At 67.4% G+C, this 14,935-nt stretch carries 13 protein-coding genes and 1 pseudogene; all 14 read left to right on the plus strand.

The window, feature by feature from the left end:
• The first annotated feature begins 15 nt into the window (after nt 1–15).
• The 14 genes and pseudogenes from paaG to paaZ all read left to right on the plus strand — a co-directional run bounded on the left by paaG (nt 16) and on the right by paaZ (nt 14,712).
• Complete coding sequence (gene paaG, locus K5H97_RS14260; protein WP_028688880.1) at nt 16–810, plus strand: 2-(1,2-epoxy-1,2-dihydrophenyl)acetyl-CoA isomerase PaaG; 795 nt, start codon at nt 16–18, stop codon at nt 808–810.
• A 2-nt stretch (nt 811–812) separates the two neighbouring features.
• Complete coding sequence (paaH, locus tag K5H97_RS14265; RefSeq protein WP_028688881.1) at nt 813–2,330, plus strand: 3-hydroxyacyl-CoA dehydrogenase PaaH; 1,518 nt, start codon at nt 813–815, stop codon at nt 2,328–2,330.
• A complete protein-coding gene (gene paaI / locus K5H97_RS14270; protein ID WP_028688882.1) occupies nt 2,323–2,772 on the plus strand; it encodes a hydroxyphenylacetyl-CoA thioesterase PaaI in 450 nt (149 codons plus the stop codon). Before paaH ends, paaI begins: the two co-directional genes overlap by 8 nt.
• Nucleotides 2,765–3,985: a 3-oxoadipyl-CoA thiolase gene (gene pcaF, locus K5H97_RS14275; protein WP_028688883.1), complete on the plus strand. Its 1,221-nt coding sequence runs from the start codon at nt 2,765–2,767 to the stop codon at nt 3,983–3,985. Before paaI ends, pcaF begins: the two co-directional genes overlap by 8 nt.
• A gap of 94 nt (nt 3,986–4,079) precedes the next feature.
• Nucleotides 4,080–5,399 carry a phenylacetate--CoA ligase PaaK gene (gene paaK, locus K5H97_RS14280; RefSeq protein ID WP_028688884.1) on the plus strand — a complete coding sequence of 440 codons (1,320 nt, stop codon included), beginning with the start codon at nt 4,080–4,082 and terminating at the stop codon, nt 5,397–5,399.
• Between the two features lie 228 nt (nt 5,400–5,627).
• On the plus strand, nt 5,628–6,617 hold the full coding sequence (gene paaA, locus K5H97_RS14285) for a 1,2-phenylacetyl-CoA epoxidase subunit PaaA (protein ID WP_028688885.1): 990 nt from the start codon (nt 5,628–5,630) through the stop codon (nt 6,615–6,617).
• A 28-nt stretch (nt 6,618–6,645) separates the two neighbouring features.
• Nucleotides 6,646–6,927 carry a 1,2-phenylacetyl-CoA epoxidase subunit PaaB gene (paaB, locus tag K5H97_RS14290; protein WP_011533969.1) on the plus strand — a complete coding sequence of 94 codons (282 nt, stop codon included), beginning with the start codon at nt 6,646–6,648 and terminating at the stop codon, nt 6,925–6,927.
• Nucleotides 6,928–6,935: 8 nt separating this feature from the next.
• Nucleotides 6,936–7,694: a 1,2-phenylacetyl-CoA epoxidase subunit PaaC gene (gene paaC / locus K5H97_RS14295; protein WP_028688886.1), complete on the plus strand. Its 759-nt coding sequence runs from the start codon at nt 6,936–6,938 to the stop codon at nt 7,692–7,694.
• Nucleotides 7,681–8,205, plus strand: a complete 525-nt coding sequence (gene paaD, locus K5H97_RS14300) for a 1,2-phenylacetyl-CoA epoxidase subunit PaaD (RefSeq protein WP_028688887.1) — start codon at nt 7,681–7,683, stop codon at nt 8,203–8,205. Before paaC ends, paaD begins: the two co-directional genes overlap by 14 nt.
• Before the next feature lie 15 nt (nt 8,206–8,220).
• Nucleotides 8,221–9,297 carry a 1,2-phenylacetyl-CoA epoxidase subunit PaaE gene (paaE, locus tag K5H97_RS14305; RefSeq protein WP_028688888.1) on the plus strand — a complete coding sequence of 359 codons (1,077 nt, stop codon included), beginning with the start codon at nt 8,221–8,223 and terminating at the stop codon, nt 9,295–9,297.
• Nucleotides 9,298–9,502: 205 nt separating this feature from the next.
• Complete coding sequence (locus tag K5H97_RS14310) at nt 9,503–9,811, plus strand: DUF485 domain-containing protein (protein WP_028688889.1); 309 nt, start codon at nt 9,503–9,505, stop codon at nt 9,809–9,811.
• A pseudogene (locus K5H97_RS14315) lies at nt 9,802–11,370 on the plus strand (cation acetate symporter); the annotation flags it as partial. The gene K5H97_RS14310 and the pseudogene K5H97_RS14315, both read left to right, overlap by 10 nt.
• A 35-nt stretch (nt 11,371–11,405) precedes the next feature.
• Nucleotides 11,406–12,638 (plus strand): OprD family porin, encoded by a 1,233-nt coding sequence (locus K5H97_RS14320; RefSeq protein ID WP_028688891.1) that lies wholly within the window; start codon nt 11,406–11,408, stop codon nt 12,636–12,638.
• A gap of 25 nt (nt 12,639–12,663) precedes the next feature.
• Nucleotides 12,664–14,712, plus strand: coding sequence for a phenylacetic acid degradation bifunctional protein PaaZ (gene paaZ / locus K5H97_RS14325; protein ID WP_028688892.1), 2,049 nt, complete (start codon nt 12,664–12,666; stop codon nt 14,710–14,712).
• Nucleotides 14,713–14,935: the final 223 nt, after the last annotated feature.

Raw genomic sequence — 14,935 nt, forward strand, 5'->3', positions numbered from 1 at the left:
CGGAGCGAGCCAGTCATGTCCTTCCAGCACATCTTGTTTTCCATTGGCGACGACGGCGTCGCCCTGCTTTCGCTGAACCGGCCCGAGCAGCTCAACAGCTTCAACAGCGCCATGCACCTGGAAGTGCGCGAAGCGCTGAAGCAGGTGCGCCAGAGCGAAACCGCCCGGGTGCTGCTGCTGACCGGCGAAGGCCGTGGCTTCTGCGCAGGCCAGGACCTGGCCGACCGCAACGTCGCGCCCGGCGCCGAGCTGCCGGACCTTGGCCAGTCCATCGAACAGTTCTACAACCCGCTGGTGCGCAGCCTGCGCGACCTGCCGCTGCCGGTGATCTGCGCGGTCAATGGCGTGGCCGCCGGCGCCGGCGCCAACCTGCCGCTGGCCTGCGACCTGGTGCTGGCGGCGCGCTCGGCAAGCTTCATCCAGGCGTTCTGCAAGATCGGCCTGGTGCCGGACTCCGGCGGCACCTGGCTGCTGCCGCGCCTGGTCGGCATGGCCCGGGCCAAGGCACTGGCCATGCTAGGCGAGCGCCTGAGCGCCGAGCAGGCCGAGCAATGGGGGCTGATCCACCGGGTGGTGGACGATGCCGCGTTGCGCGACGAAGCACTCAAGCTCGCCCGCCACCTGGCCACCCAGCCCACCTATGGCCTGGCCCTGATCAAGCGCGCTCTCAACCAGAGCTTCGACAACCGCTTCGACGAACAACTGGAACTGGAGCGCGACTTGCAACGCCTGGCCGGGCGCAGCGAGGACTACCGCGAGGGTGTCGGTGCCTTCATGAACAAACGCACGCCTGTATTCAAGGGGCGCTGACCATGGCCGCACTCGACAACGACGCCCTGGTGGCAGTGATCGGCGCTGGCGCCATGGGGGCCGGCATCGCCCAGGTGGCGGCCCAGGCCGGCCACCCGGTATGCCTTTATGACAACCGCCCCGGCACCGCCGCGCAGGCCATCGAAGGTATCGACCGGCAGCTCGGCCGGCTGGTCGAGAAAGGCAGGCTCAGCCCTGGCAACCGCAGCGCCATCCGCGCTCGCCTGCAACCGATCGACAGCCTCGACGACCTGGCCGATGCCCGCCTGGTGATCGAGGCCATCGTCGAAAGCCTGCCGATCAAGCAAGAACTGCTGCGCCAGCTTGAAGCCCGGTGCGCCGACGACTGCATCCTGGCCAGCAACACCTCGTCACTGTCGATCACCAGCCTTGCCGCTGGGCTCCGACACCCGGAGCGGGTGATCGGCATGCACTTCTTCAACCCGGCACCGCTGATGGCACTGGTGGAAGTCGTGTCCGGGCTGGCCACGGCGCCGACACTGGCGACCACCCTGTACGACACCGCCCGGAACTGGGGCAAGCAACCGGTGCACACCCGTTCGACGCCGGGCTTTATCGTCAACCGCGTGGCTCGGCCCTTCTACGCCGAAAGCCTGCGCCTGCTACAGGAGGGGGCCGCCGACTGCGCCACCCTCGATGCCCTGCTGCGCGACGCCGGAGGCTTTCGCATGGGCGCCTTCGAGCTGACCGACCTGATCGGCCATGACGTCAACTACGCGGTGACCTGCTCGGTGTTCGAGGCGTTCTATGGCGATTTCCGCTTCCAGCCATCGCTGGTGCAAAAAGAGCTGGTCGACGCCGGGCGCCTCGGGCGCAAGACCGGCCAGGGCTTCTATAGCTATGCCGAAGGCGCCGAGCGGCCACAGGCCGCGACAATCACCAGCCAGGCGCCTGTCGAGCGCTGCACCGTGGAAGGTGACCTCGGCGTCCTGCAGCCCCTGGTCGAGCGCCTGCGCGCCAAGGGTATCGGCGTCACCGAGCGCGCTGGCAGCGGCCTGCTGCGGGTAGGGGACGCCACCCTGGCGCTGTCCGATGGCCGCCTGGCCAGCCAGCGCGCCCGCGAGGACGGCTTGCGCAACCTGGTGCTGCTGGACCTGGCCCTGGACTACGCCAACGCCACGCGCCTGGCCATCAGCCACGGCGCCGAGTGCAGTGCCGAGGCCCTGGACCAGGCCGTCGCCCTGCTCGCCCGGGCCGGGCTGAGCGTCTGTCCGGTGGCCGACCTGCCCGGCCTGGTGGTGCTGCGCACCGTGGCGATGCTCGCCAACGAGGCCGCCGACGCCGTGCTGCAGGGCGTCGGCACGCCCGGCGACATCGACCTGGCCATGCGCGCCGGGGTCAACTACCCGCGCGGCCCGTTGGCCTGGGCCGACGACCTGGGGGTCGGTTTCACCCTGGACGTACTCGACAACCTGCAACGCAGCTACGGCGAGGAGCGTTACCGCCCGTCACTGCTGCTGCGCCGCACCCACGCCGAAGGAGGCCGTCTGCATGGCTGAACAATCCGCACACACCCTGGCCCGCGCCTGTGCCCAGGCCATGTTCGCCCGCGACGCCGCCAGCCAGGGCCTGGGCATCGAGCTGCTCGACGCCGGCCCCGGCAGCGCCCGACTGGGCATGCGCGTGCGCGCCGACATGCTCCAGGGCCACGGCACCTGCCACGGCGGCTACCTGTTCGCCCTGGCCGACTCGGCCTTCGCCTTTGCCTGCAATAGCTACGATGAAGCAGCCGTGGCCCTGGGTTGCAGCATCGACTATGTGGCGCCGGCACGCCTGGGCGATCAGTTGCTGGCCACCGCCGACGAGCAGAGCCGCAAGGGCCGCACCGGCAACTACGACGTGCGCATCGAGAACCAGCAGGGCGAGCTGATCGCCCTGTTCCACGGCAAATCCTACAAAGTGCGCGGCACCGTGCTGTCGCCGGAGACTTCAAATGACTGACGCCAGCCTGCCTCACGCACTGATCATCGATGCCGTGCGCACCCCTATCGGCCGCTACGGCGGCGCCCTGTCGAGCGTGCGCCCCGACGACCTCGCCGCGGTACCGATCAAGGCGCTGATGGCGCGCCATCCCAAGCTGGACTGGGCGGCCGTGGACGATGTGATCCTCGGCTGCGCCAACCAGGCCGGTGAAGACAACCGCAACGTCGCGCGCATGGCCGGCCTGCTGGCCGGGCTACCGATCGAGGTACCCGGCACCACCCTCAACCGCCTGTGCGGCTCGGGGCTGGACGCCATCGGCAACGCCGCCCGCGCCCTGCGCTGCGGCGAGGCCGGGCTGATGCTGGCCGGCGGCGTCGAATCGATGTCGCGGGCGCCCTTCGTCATGGGCAAGTCGGAACAGGCCTTCGGCCGCAGCGCGCAGCTGTTCGACACCACCATCGGCTGGCGCTTCGTCAACCCGCTGATGCAGGCGCAGTACGGCATCGACTCGATGCCCGAGACCGCCGAGAACGTCGCCGAGCGTTTCGCCATCTCCCGCGAGGACCAGGACGCCTTTGCCCTGCGCAGCCAGCTCAAGGCCGCCGCCGCCCAGGCCGATGGCCGCCTGGCCCGGGAGATCGTCGCGGTGGATATCCCCCAACGAAAAGGCCCGGCCAAGCGCGTCGAGCACGACGAACATCCTCGGGGCGACACCACCCTTGAGCAACTGGCGCGCCTGGGCACGCCGTTCCGCGACGGTGGCAGCGTCACCGCCGGCAATGCCTCGGGGGTCAACGACGGCGCCTGCGCCCTGCTCCTGGCCAGCCCCGCGGCAGCCCGGCTACATGGCCTCAAGGCTCGCGGCCGGGTCCTTGGCCTCGCCGTGGCGGGCGTCGAGCCGCGACTGATGGGCATCGGCCCGGTGCCAGCCACCCGCAAGGTGCTGGAACTGACCGGCCTGTCCCTGGCCGACATGGACGTGATCGAACTCAACGAAGCCTTCGCCGCCCAGGGCCTGGCCGTGCTGCGCGAGCTGGGCCTGGCCGACGACGATCCCCGGGTCAACCCCAACGGCGGCGCCATCGCCCTGGGTCACCCGCTGGGCATGAGCGGCGCACGGCTGGTCACCACCGCCCTGTACCAGCTGGAGCAGACCGGCGGCCGCTACGCCCTGTGCACCATGTGCATCGGCGTCGGCCAGGGCATCGCCCTTGTGCTCGAACGCCTCTGATCAGCCGCCAGAGACGTCACGCGACGCGGGCAGTATGCTGCCTGCCATGACACTCAGGGCTTCGGCCCACGACAAGAACAACTCGAGTGAAACCATGAACCTCTACCACGATGCCGACCGCGCCCTGCTCGACCCGATGGAAACCGCCAGCCTCGACGCGTTGCGCCAGCACCAGCTGGAACGCCTGCGCTGGAGCCTGAACCACGCCTACGCCAACGTGCCGCTGTATCGCCAGCGCTTCGACGCCTGCGGCGCCCACCCCGATGACCTGAAGTCGCTGGACGACCTGGCGAAGTTCCCCTTCACCGGCAAGAATGACCTGCGCGACAACTACCCCTACGGCATGTTCGCCGTGCCCCAGGACCAGGTGGTGCGCCTGCATGCCTCCAGCGGCACCACCGGCAAGCCGACGGTGGTCGGCTACACCCAGAACGACATCGACACCTGGGCCAACGTGGTGGCGCGCTCGATCCGCGCCGCCGGCGGGCGCCGCGGCGACAAGGTACATGTGTCCTACGGCTACGGCCTGTTCACCGGCGGCCTGGGCGCGCACTACGGCGCCGAGCGCCTGGGCTGCACGGTGATCCCCATGTCCGGCGGCCAGACCGAGAAGCAGGTGCAGCTGATCCGCGACTTCCAGCCGGACATCATCATGGTCACGCCGTCCTACATGCTCAACCTGGCCGACGAGATCGAGCGCCAGGGCATCGACCCGCACGACCTCAAGCTGCGCCTGGGCATCTTCGGCGCCGAACCCTGGACCGACGAACTGCGCCGCTCCATCGAGCAGCGCCTGGGCATCGATGCGCTGGACATCTACGGGCTATCGGAAATCATGGGCCCGGGCGTGGCCATGGAATGCCTCGAGACCAAGGACGGCCCGACCATCTGGGAGGACCACTTCTACCCCGAGATTATCGACCCGGTCAGCGGCGACGTGCTGCCGGACGGCCAGCTTGGCGAGCTGGTGTTCACCTCGTTGAGCAAGGAGGCGTTGCCGATGGTGCGCTACCGCACCCGTGACCTGACCCGCCTGCTGCCCGGCACGGCACGGCCAATGCGGCGCATCGGCAAGATCACCGGGCGCAGCGACGACATGCTGATCATCCGCGGGGTCAATGTGTTCCCGACGCAGATCGAGGAGCAGGTACTTAAGATAAAACAGCTTTCAGAGCTTTATGAGATCCATCTGTATCGTAATGGAAACCTCGACAGCGTCGAGGTGCATGTGGAACTGCGCAGCGACAGCCAGTACCTCGACGAGGGCCAGCGCAAGCAGGTGGTGGGCGAGCTGGCGAAGCAGATCAAGACCTATATCGGTATCAGTACGCAGGTTCAGTTGCAGCCTTGCGGCACGCTGAAGCGTTCGGAGGGTAAGGCTTGTCATGTGTATGACAAGCGGTTGGCTGGGTGACCGATAGGGCTGGCAGGCAAGCCCCGGCATAGTCCGGGGCTTTTTTTGCCTCGAGAAAGCCGGGGGCGCTTTGCACCCCTTGCGTCGCGATTGGGCTGCACAGCAGCCCCGACAACCCCAATGTGATACACAAATCTTATTTGACACATCAAATACTGTTTGATGTTGTGTTTTGTATCACTTATAAATGACCCACGCCCCAAGCAGCCCACAACCGGGAGCCTGAACATGTACGCACAGCTCGTAGAAACCGGCGTCAAGCGCCTCAAGTCCCTGGAGGAGATGTCGCCCGAAGAGCGCGCCTTCCAGGAGAAGATCGACGCCGAGATCAAGATCGAAGCCAAGAACTGGATGCCCGAGGCCTACCGCCAGACCCTCATCCGCCAGATCTCCCAGCACGCCCACTCGGAAATCGTCGGCATGCTCCCGGAAGGCAACTGGGTCACCCGCGCCCCGTCGCTCAAGCGCAAGCTGCAACTGATGGCCAAGATCCAGGACGAAGCCGGCCACGGCCTGTACCTGTACAGCGCCATGGAAACCCTCGGCGCCGACCGCGACGAAGAGATCGCCAAGCTGCACAGTGGCAAGGCCAAGTACTCGAGCATCTTCAACTACCCGACCCTGAGCTGGGCCGACATGGGTGCGGTGGGCTGGCTGGTGGACGGCGCGGCGATCGTCAACCAAGTGGTGCTGCAACGCACCTCCTACGGCCCCTACTCCCGCGCCATGATCCGCATCTGCAAGGAAGAGAGCTTCCACCAGCGCCAGGGCTACGAACTGCTGCTGACCATGATGCGCCACGGCACCCAGGCGCAGAAGGACATGGTCCAGGACGCCATCGACCGCCTGTGGTGGCCGGCGCTGATGATGTTCGGCCCCAGCGACGAGCACTCGCCCAACAGCGCCCAGTCCATGGCCTGGAAGATCAAGCGCCAGACCAACGACGAACTGCGCCAGCGCTTCATCGACCAGACCGTGCCCCAGCTCGAACTGCTCGGCTGCACCGCGCCGGATCCGGCGCTCAAGTGGAACGAGGCCCGTGGCCACTACGACTTCGGCGAGATCCAGTGGGACGAGTTCTACGAAGTAATCAAGGGCAACGGCCCGTGCAACCAGGAACGCCTGGCCACCCGGCGCAACGCCATCGAAAGCGGTGCCTGGGTGCGCGAGGCCGCCGTGGCCTATGCCCGCAAGCAACAGAACAAGAACGCCGCCTGAAGCGGCGAATGATGCGGAGATACCCCCAATGTCTGTCTGGACCCTGTTCGAAGTCTTCGTGCGCAGCAAGCACGGCCTGAACCACAAGCACGTTGGCAGCGTGCACGCCGCCGATGCCGCCATGGCCATCGAGAACGCCCGCGAGCTGTACACCCGCCGCAGCGAGGGGGTGAGCCTGTGGGTGGTGCCCTCGGCGCTGATCACCGCCTCCTCCCCCGACGAGAAGGACCCGCTGTTCGCCCCGGCGGATGACAAGGTCTACCGCCACGCCAGCTTCTACGAGCTGCCGGCCGAAGTCGGACACATGTGAGGCACGCCATGCACAAGCAAGGACTGATTCAATACCTGCTGCTGCTCGGCGACAGCGCCCTGGTCCAGGGCCAGCGCCTGTGCGAGTGGTGCGGCAAGGCCCCGGCGCTGGAGGAAGAACTGGCGCTGATGAACGTCGGCCTCGACCTGGTCGGCCAAGCCCGCAACTGGCTGGACTATGCCGCCGAATTGCAGGACGACGGCCGCGATGCCGACGCTCTGGCCTTCCGTCGCGACGAGCGCGCCTACCGCAACCTGCTGCTGGTCGAGCAGCCCAACGGCGACTATGCCGTGACGATGCTCAAGCAGTTCCTCTACGACGCCTGGCACCACCCCATGCTCGATGGCTTGAGTGCCTCGGGCGATGAGCGTATCGCCGGCATCGCCGCCAAGGCCCTGAAGGAGGTGACCTACCACCTGCGCCGCTCCGGCGAATGGGTGCAGCGCCTCGGCGGCGGCACCGAGGAAAGCCGCCGGCGCATGCTCGAGGCCATTCCGATGCTGTGGCGCTTCACCGTCGAGCTGACGGTCGCCGGCGACAGCGAAGTACAGCTGGCCCACGCCGGTATTGCCGCCGACCCGACGCAGGTCGCCCAGCGCTGGCACGCCGCTGTGGAGGCAATCTTCGCCTCGGTCGAGCTGCCGCTGCCCAACGCCGCCAGCCACTTCTACCTGGACGGGCGCAAGGGCCTGCACACCGAGCACCTGGGCCTGCTGCTGGCCGAGATGCAGTTCTTGCCGCGAGCCTACCCCGATGCGACCTGGTGAGCTGATCGCGGGTGACCGCGGCGCCCGCGCCCTGCGCGACGGCGACCTGACCCAGGCCTGGGCGGTGCTGGCCGAGGTGATGGATCCGGAGGTGCCAGTGGTCAGCGTGGTCGACTTAGGGATCGTCCGCGACCTCGACTGGCGCGCCGGCCACCTGCACCTGGTGGTCACCCCGACCTACTCCGGCTGCCCGGCCACCGAGGTGATCGAGGGCGACATCCGCCAGGCGCTAGAACAAGCAGGGTTCGCCGAGCCCGCGCTGGAGCGCAGGCTGACCCCGGCCTGGAGCACCGACTGGATCAGCGACCAGGGCCGCGAGCGCCTGCGCGCCTACGGCATCGCTCCACCCGCCGGCAGTGCCAGCCTGCGCGGGGCCCCGCCCACGGTGTGCTGCCCGCAATGCGCAAGCAGCGATACCGAACTGCTCAGCCAGTTCGGTTCCACCGCCTGCAAGGCCCTGTACCGCTGCCGTGCGTGCCTGGAACCGTTCGACTATTTCAAATGCCTTTGAGCCGTGGAGAACGCCATGAGCCAGTTTCACAGCCTGACCGTCCGGCAAGTGCGCCAGGAGACCCGCGACGCGGTGTCCATCGCCTTCGACGTGCCCGCGCACCTGCGCGAAGAGTTCCGCTTCACCCAGGGCCAGTACCTGGTCATGCGCACCCGACTGGATGACCAAGAGGTACGCCGCTCCTACTCGATCTGCAGCGCGGTGCAGGACGGCGAATTGCGCGTGGCGGTCAAACGCGTGCCGGGCGGTCGTTTCTCGGCCTTCGCCAACGAAGTGCTCAAGGCCGGCCAGCAGTTGGAGGTGATGCCGCCATCGGGCAGCTTCTTCGTGCCGCTGGACCCGGCGCGCCGGGGTCATTACCTGGGCGTGGCCGCCGGCAGCGGCATCACCCCCATCCTGTCGTTGGTCGCCACTACCCTGGCCAGCGAGCCCCGCAGCCGCTTCACCTTGCTGTACGGCAACCGCGCCAGCAACAGCGCGCTGTTCCGCGATCGCCTGGAAGACCTGAAGAACCAGTACCTCGACCGCCTCAACCTGATCTTCGTGTTCAGCCGCGAGCAGCAGGACGTCGACCTGTACAACGGCCGCATCGACGCCGACAAGTGCGACCAGCTGTTCGCCCGCTGGCTCGACGTGCAGTCACTCGACGCGGCGTTCATCTGCGGCCCGCAGGCGATGACCGAGACCGTGCGCGACAGCCTGCAGGCCAACGGCCTGGCCAGGGAGCGCATCCACTTCGAGCTGTTTGCCGCCGCCGGTGTCGAGGCCCGTCGCGAAGCTCGCGAGGCGGCGCGCCAGGTGGATTCGGCGGTCAGCCACGTGACCGTGATCAGCGATGGCCGCGCCCTGGCCTTCGACCTGCCGCGCAACACCCGCAGCGTGCTCGAGGCCGGCAATGCCATCGGCGCCGAACTGCCCTGGTCGTGCAAGGCCGGGGTGTGCTCGACCTGCAAGTGCAAGGTGATCGAGGGTGAAGTGGAGATGGACAGCAACCATGCCCTGGAGGACTACGAAGTGGCGGCCGGGTATGTGCTGTCGTGCCAGACCTACCCGCTGAGCGACAAGGTGGTGCTCGATTTCGATCAGCTTTGAGATCGAGGCGCCTGCATCCCTGTAGGAGCGGCCTTGCGTCGCGAAAGGACCGCAAAGCGGTCCTCGGGATCTGCAACATTGCAAAGATTGCCGGGGCTGCTGCGCAGCCCTTTCGCGACACAAGGCCGCTCCTACAGGGACGGTGCAAGCAGCAATACCGCGTGACCTGAAAAAACAATTACAACAGCCAGAGAGAACGCTCCCCATGACACCCGAACACCTCGAATCCATCAGCAAGCACCCCGCCTTCGTGCAACTGATCCAGCGCAAGCGCCGCCTCAATGGCTCGCTGACCCTGACCATGCTCGTTGCTTACTACGGCTTCGTCCTGCTGGTGGCCTTCGCCCCCGGCGTGCTCGGCCAGTCCCTCAGCGGCGGGGTGACCAGCGTCGGCATGCTGGTGGGCGTGCTGATGGTGCTGCTGTCCTTCGCCCTCACCGGCGTCTACATGCACCGCGCCAACCGCGTCATCGACCCGCTCAACGAAGTGGTCAAGCAGGAGTGCGCGCGATGAACTGGACTGCCATCTCGATGTTCCTGGTGTTCGTCTGTTTCACCCTGCTGGTGACCCGCTGGGCCGCCCTGCGCACCCGTTCGGCCAGCGACTTCTACACCGCCGGCGGCGGCCTGACCGGCATGCAGAACGGCCTGGCGATCGCCGGCGACATGATCAGCGCCGCGTCCTTCCTCGGCATCTCGGCGATGATGTTCATGAACGGCTACGACGGCCTGCTCTACGCCCTGGGTGTGCTGGCCGGCTGGCCGATCATCCTGTTCCTGATCGCCGAGCGCCTGCGCAACCTGGGCAAGTACACCTTCGCCGACGTGGTGTCCTACCGCCTGGCCCAGGCCCCGGTGCGCCTGACCTCGGCCTTCGGCACCCTGGCCGTGGCGCTGATGTACCTGGTGGCGCAGATGGTCGGCGCCGGCAAGCTGATCGAGCTGCTGTTCGGCATCAGCTACCTGTACGCGGTGATGCTGGTGGGCGTGCTGATGGTGCTGTACGTCACCTTCGGCGGCATGCTCGCCACCACCTGGGTGCAGATCATCAAGGCGGTGATGCTGCTGTCGGGCACCACCTTCATGGCCTTCATGGTGCTCAGGCACTTCGGTTTCAGCACCGAGGCGATGTTCGCCAGCGCCGTGGCCGTGCATGCCAAGGGCCAGGCGATCATGGCGCCGGGGGCGCTGCTGTCCAACCCGGTGGACGCCATCTCCCTGGGCCTGGGCATGATGTTCGGCACGGCCGGCCTGCCGCATATCCTCATGCGTTTCTTCACCGTCAGCGACGCCAAGGAAGCGCGCAAGAGCGTGTTCTACGCCACCGGTTTCATCGGCTACTTCTACCTGCTGCTGATCGTCATCGGCTTCGGCGCCATCGTCATGGTCGGCACCGAGCCGTCCTACCGCGATGCCAGCGGGGCGATCATCGGCGGCGGCAACATGGTCGCGGTGCACCTGGCCCAGGCTGTGGGCGGCAACCTGTTCCTCGGCTTCATCTCGGCGGTGGCCTTCGCCACCATCCTCGCCGTGGTTGCAGGCCTGGCGCTGTCCGGCGCCTCGGCGGTGTCCCACGACCTGTACGCCTGCGTGGTGCGCAAGGGCCAGGCCAGCGAGCAGCAAGAGATGCGCGTGTCGCGCCTGGCCACGCTGGGGATCGGCCTGTTCGCGGTGCTGCTGGGGTTGCTGTTCGAGTCGCAGAACATCGCCTTCCTTTCCGGCCTGGTGCTGGCGGTGGCCGCCTCGGTCAACTTCCCGGTGCTGCTGCTCTCGATGTTCTGGAAAGGCCTGACCACCCGCGGCGCGGTGGGCGGCAGCCTGGCCGGGCTGGTCTCGGCGATCGTCCTGGTGGTGCTGGGCCCGGCGGTGTGGGTCAACGTGCTGCACAACGAGCGGGCGCTGTTCCCCTACAGCAACCCGGCGCTGTTCTCCATGTCGCTGGCCTTCCTCGCGGCCTGGGCCTTCTCGGTCACAGACAGCTCGGAGCGGGCGCGCGAAGAACGTGGGCGCTACCTGGCCCAGTTCATCCGCTCGATGACCGGTATCGGCGCCGCTGGCGCCAGCAAGCACTGACCTAAAGAACAATAACAATGTCGGGTACAACCACAATGAACCGCACGCACCTCACGTCAGCCGCCTGGCTGGCCACCCTTGCCCTGCCCTTGCCAGCCATGGCGGACTTTATCGCTGACAGCCACGCACGCCTGGAACTGCGCAACCACTACATCAACCGCGACTTCCGCCAGGGCAACGCCCCGCAGAGCAAGGCCGAGGAATGGGGCCAGGGCTTCACCGCACGCTTCGAATCGGGTTTCACCGAGGGGCCGGTCGGTGTCGGGGTGGACGCCATGGGCCAACTGGGCATCAAGCTCGACTCCAGCCGCGACCGACGCAACACCGGCCTGCTGCCTTACGGGCCGCGTAGCCTGGAGCCGGTGGACGACTACAGCGAACTGGGCCTGACCGGCAAACTGCGGGTGTCCAAGAGCACCCTGCGCCTGGGCACCTTGCAGCCGGTTTTGCCGGTGGTGGTGTACAACGACACCCGCCTGCTGGCCTCGACCTTCCAGGGCGGCCTGCTGACCAGCCAGGAGCTGGACGGCCTGACCTTCAACGGCGGCCGCCTGACCAAGGCCAATCTGCGCGACTCTTCCGGGCGCGACGACATCGGCTACGGCGCCGCCAGCAGCGACCACTTCGATTTCGGTGGCGGCAGCTACGCCATCACCCCGCAGGCCAGCGTCAGCTACTACTACGCAAAGCTCGAGGACATCTACCGCCAGCAATACCTCGGTTTTCTGCATACCCAACCCTTGGCCGAAGGTGTCAGCCTGCGCAGCGACCTGCGCTACTTCGACAGCCGCGGCGACGGCGCCGAGCGCGCCGGGCGCATCGACAACCGCAACTTCAACGCCATGTTCACCCTGGGCGTGAAGGCCCACAAGTTCACCGCCACCTGGCAGCAGATGTCCGGTGACAGCGCCTTCCCGTTCCTCAATGGCGGCGATCCCTACACCGTCAACCTGGTCACCTACAACACCTTCACCCGCGCCGGGCTCGACTCCTGGCAGGTGCGCTACGACTACGACTTCGTGGCGATGGGCATCCCCGGACTGAGCTTCATGACCCGCTACACCGACGGCCGCCACGCCGAAACCGCCACGCTCAGCAACGGCCGCGAGCGCGAGCGCGACACCGACATCACCTACGTCATCCAGAGCGGCCCGTTCAAGGACGTCAGCCTGCGCTGGCGCAACGTCACCTTCCGTTCCGGCAACGGCCTGACCAACGCCGTGGACGAGAACCGCCTGATCATCGGCTACACCCTGGCGCTCTGGTAACCGCGCCCCTTTATAGGAGAACAGCATGTCCGCCGCCCCTACCCTGCAAAGCTTCATCGCCGGCCGCTGGATCGGCCAGCACGGCGCCCAGGCCCTGCGCAGCGCCCTCGACGGCCAGGTCCTGGCCTATAGCCACGAAGAGCGCCCGGACTTCGCCGAAGCCGTGGATTTCGCCCGGGCCCAGGGCCTCAAGCAGCTGCTGGCCATGGATTTCCAGCAGCGCGCCGCCCGGCTCAAGGCCCTGGCGCTGTACCTGGCCGAGCGCAAGGAGCAGCTCTACGCCCTGTCCCGCCATTCCGGCGCCACCCGCGCCGACAGCTGGATCGACATCGAGGGCGGCAACGCCACGCTGTTCGCCTATTCGAGCATGGGCCGGCGCGAGCTGCCGTCGGGCAACCTGGTGCATGAAGGGCCGGCGATCCCGTTGGGCAAGCAAGGCCACTTCGCCGGCAGCCATATCCTGGTGCCGCGCACAGGCGTGGCCGTGCATATCAACGCCTTCAACTTTCCGATCTGGGGCATGCTGGAGAAGTTCGCCCCGACCTTCCTCGCCGGCATGCCGTGCATCGTCAAGCCCGCTACCGCGACCAGCTACCTGACCGAAGCCGTGGTGCGCCTGATGAACGAATCGGGCCTGTTGCCGGCCGGCAGCCTGCAACTGGTGATCGGCAGCACGGGCGATCTGCTCGACCGCCTGCAGGGCCAGGACGTGGTGACCTTCACCGGCTCCGCCGACACGGCGGCCAAGCTGCGCGTGACCCCGAACCTGATCCGCCATTCGGTGCCCTTCACCGCCGAGGCCGACTCGCTGAACTGCGCCATCCTCGGCCCGGACGTCAGCCCCGACAGCGAGGAGTTCGAGCTGTACATCAAGGAAGTGGCGCGGGAGATGACCACCAAGGCCGGGCAGAAATGCACGGCGATCCGCCGCGCCATCGTCCCGGCCAGACACCTCGACGCGGTGGCCAGCCGCTTGCGCGAGCGCCTGCGCAAGGTGGTGGTGGGCGACCCTGCGGTCGAGGGCGTACGCATGGGCGCGCTGGCCTCCCACGACCAGCAGCGCGATGTCGGCGAGCGCGTGCGCCAGTTGCTGGACAGCTGCGACCAGTTGCTGGGCGCCAGTGACGGCTTCACCCCGGTCGGCGATGGCGTGGCCGAGGGCGCGTTCTTCGCCCCGACCCTGCTGCTGGCCCGCGACCCGCATGCCAAAGGCGGCGCCCATGACATCGAGGCGTTTGGCCCGGTGAGCACGCTGATGGCCTACGACGACCTCGACGAGGCCCTGGCCCTGGCCGCGCGAGGCAAGGGCAGCCTGGTGGCATCGCTGGTGACCGCTGACCGCTCTGTAGCGGCCAAGGCCATCCCGGTGGCGGCGGCCTGGCACGGGCGGCTGCTGGTGCTCGACAGCGAGGCAGCCAAGGAATCCACCGGGCATGGCTCGCCATTGCCGCAGCTCAAGCACGGCGGCCCCGGCCGAGCGGGTGGCGGCGAGGAGCTGGGTGGCCTGCGCGCGGTCAAGCACTACCTGCAACGCGCCGCCGTGCAAGGCTCGCCAAGCATGCTGATGGCGGTGACCGGTGAATACGTGCGCGGCGCCGAGGTGATCGAGACCGAGGTGCACCCGTTCCGTCGCCATTTCGACGACCTGCGCATCGGCGAATCGCTGCTGACCCACCGCCGCACCGTGACCGAGGCCGACCTGGTCAACTTCGGCTGCCTGTCGGGCGATCACTTCTACATGCACTTCGACGAGATCGCGGCGAAGCAGTCGCAGTTCGGCAAGCGCATTGCCCACGGTTACTTCGTGCTGTCGGCGGCGGCCGGGTTGTTCGTCAGCCCGGGCGAAGGGCCGGTGCTGGCCAACTATGGCCTGGACACGCTGCGCTTCATCACCCCGGTGGGGATCGGCGACACCATCCAGGCGCGCTTGACCTGCAAGCGCAAGATCGACCAGGGCAAGACCAGCCCGCAAGGGCAGGCGCAAGGGGTGGTGGCCTGGGATGTGGAGGTGACCAACCAACTGGGTGAGCTGGTGGCCAGTTATGACATCTTGACGTTGGTGTTGAAGCGGTAAGCGAGATTGGGTGGCGATTCGCGCTCCCTGAGCGGCCTTGCCGGGGCGCCGGACCGGTCGGAAAGGGCTGCAAAGCAGCCCCGGCATGTCCAAGCCTGACGTCACTACTCAACACATTGAATGACCCGACACTAAAGGCAATATGCCACCTCGCACATCCGCCCTACATCGTGCAACGCCCCTCGGCGCTATAGTCGCCCCACCGCCCCACCGCCAGCCCCCT

The organism is Pseudomonas mosselii (assembly GCF_019823065.1).
Lineage (GTDB): Bacteria > Pseudomonadota > Gammaproteobacteria > Pseudomonadales > Pseudomonadaceae > Aquipseudomonas > Aquipseudomonas mosselii.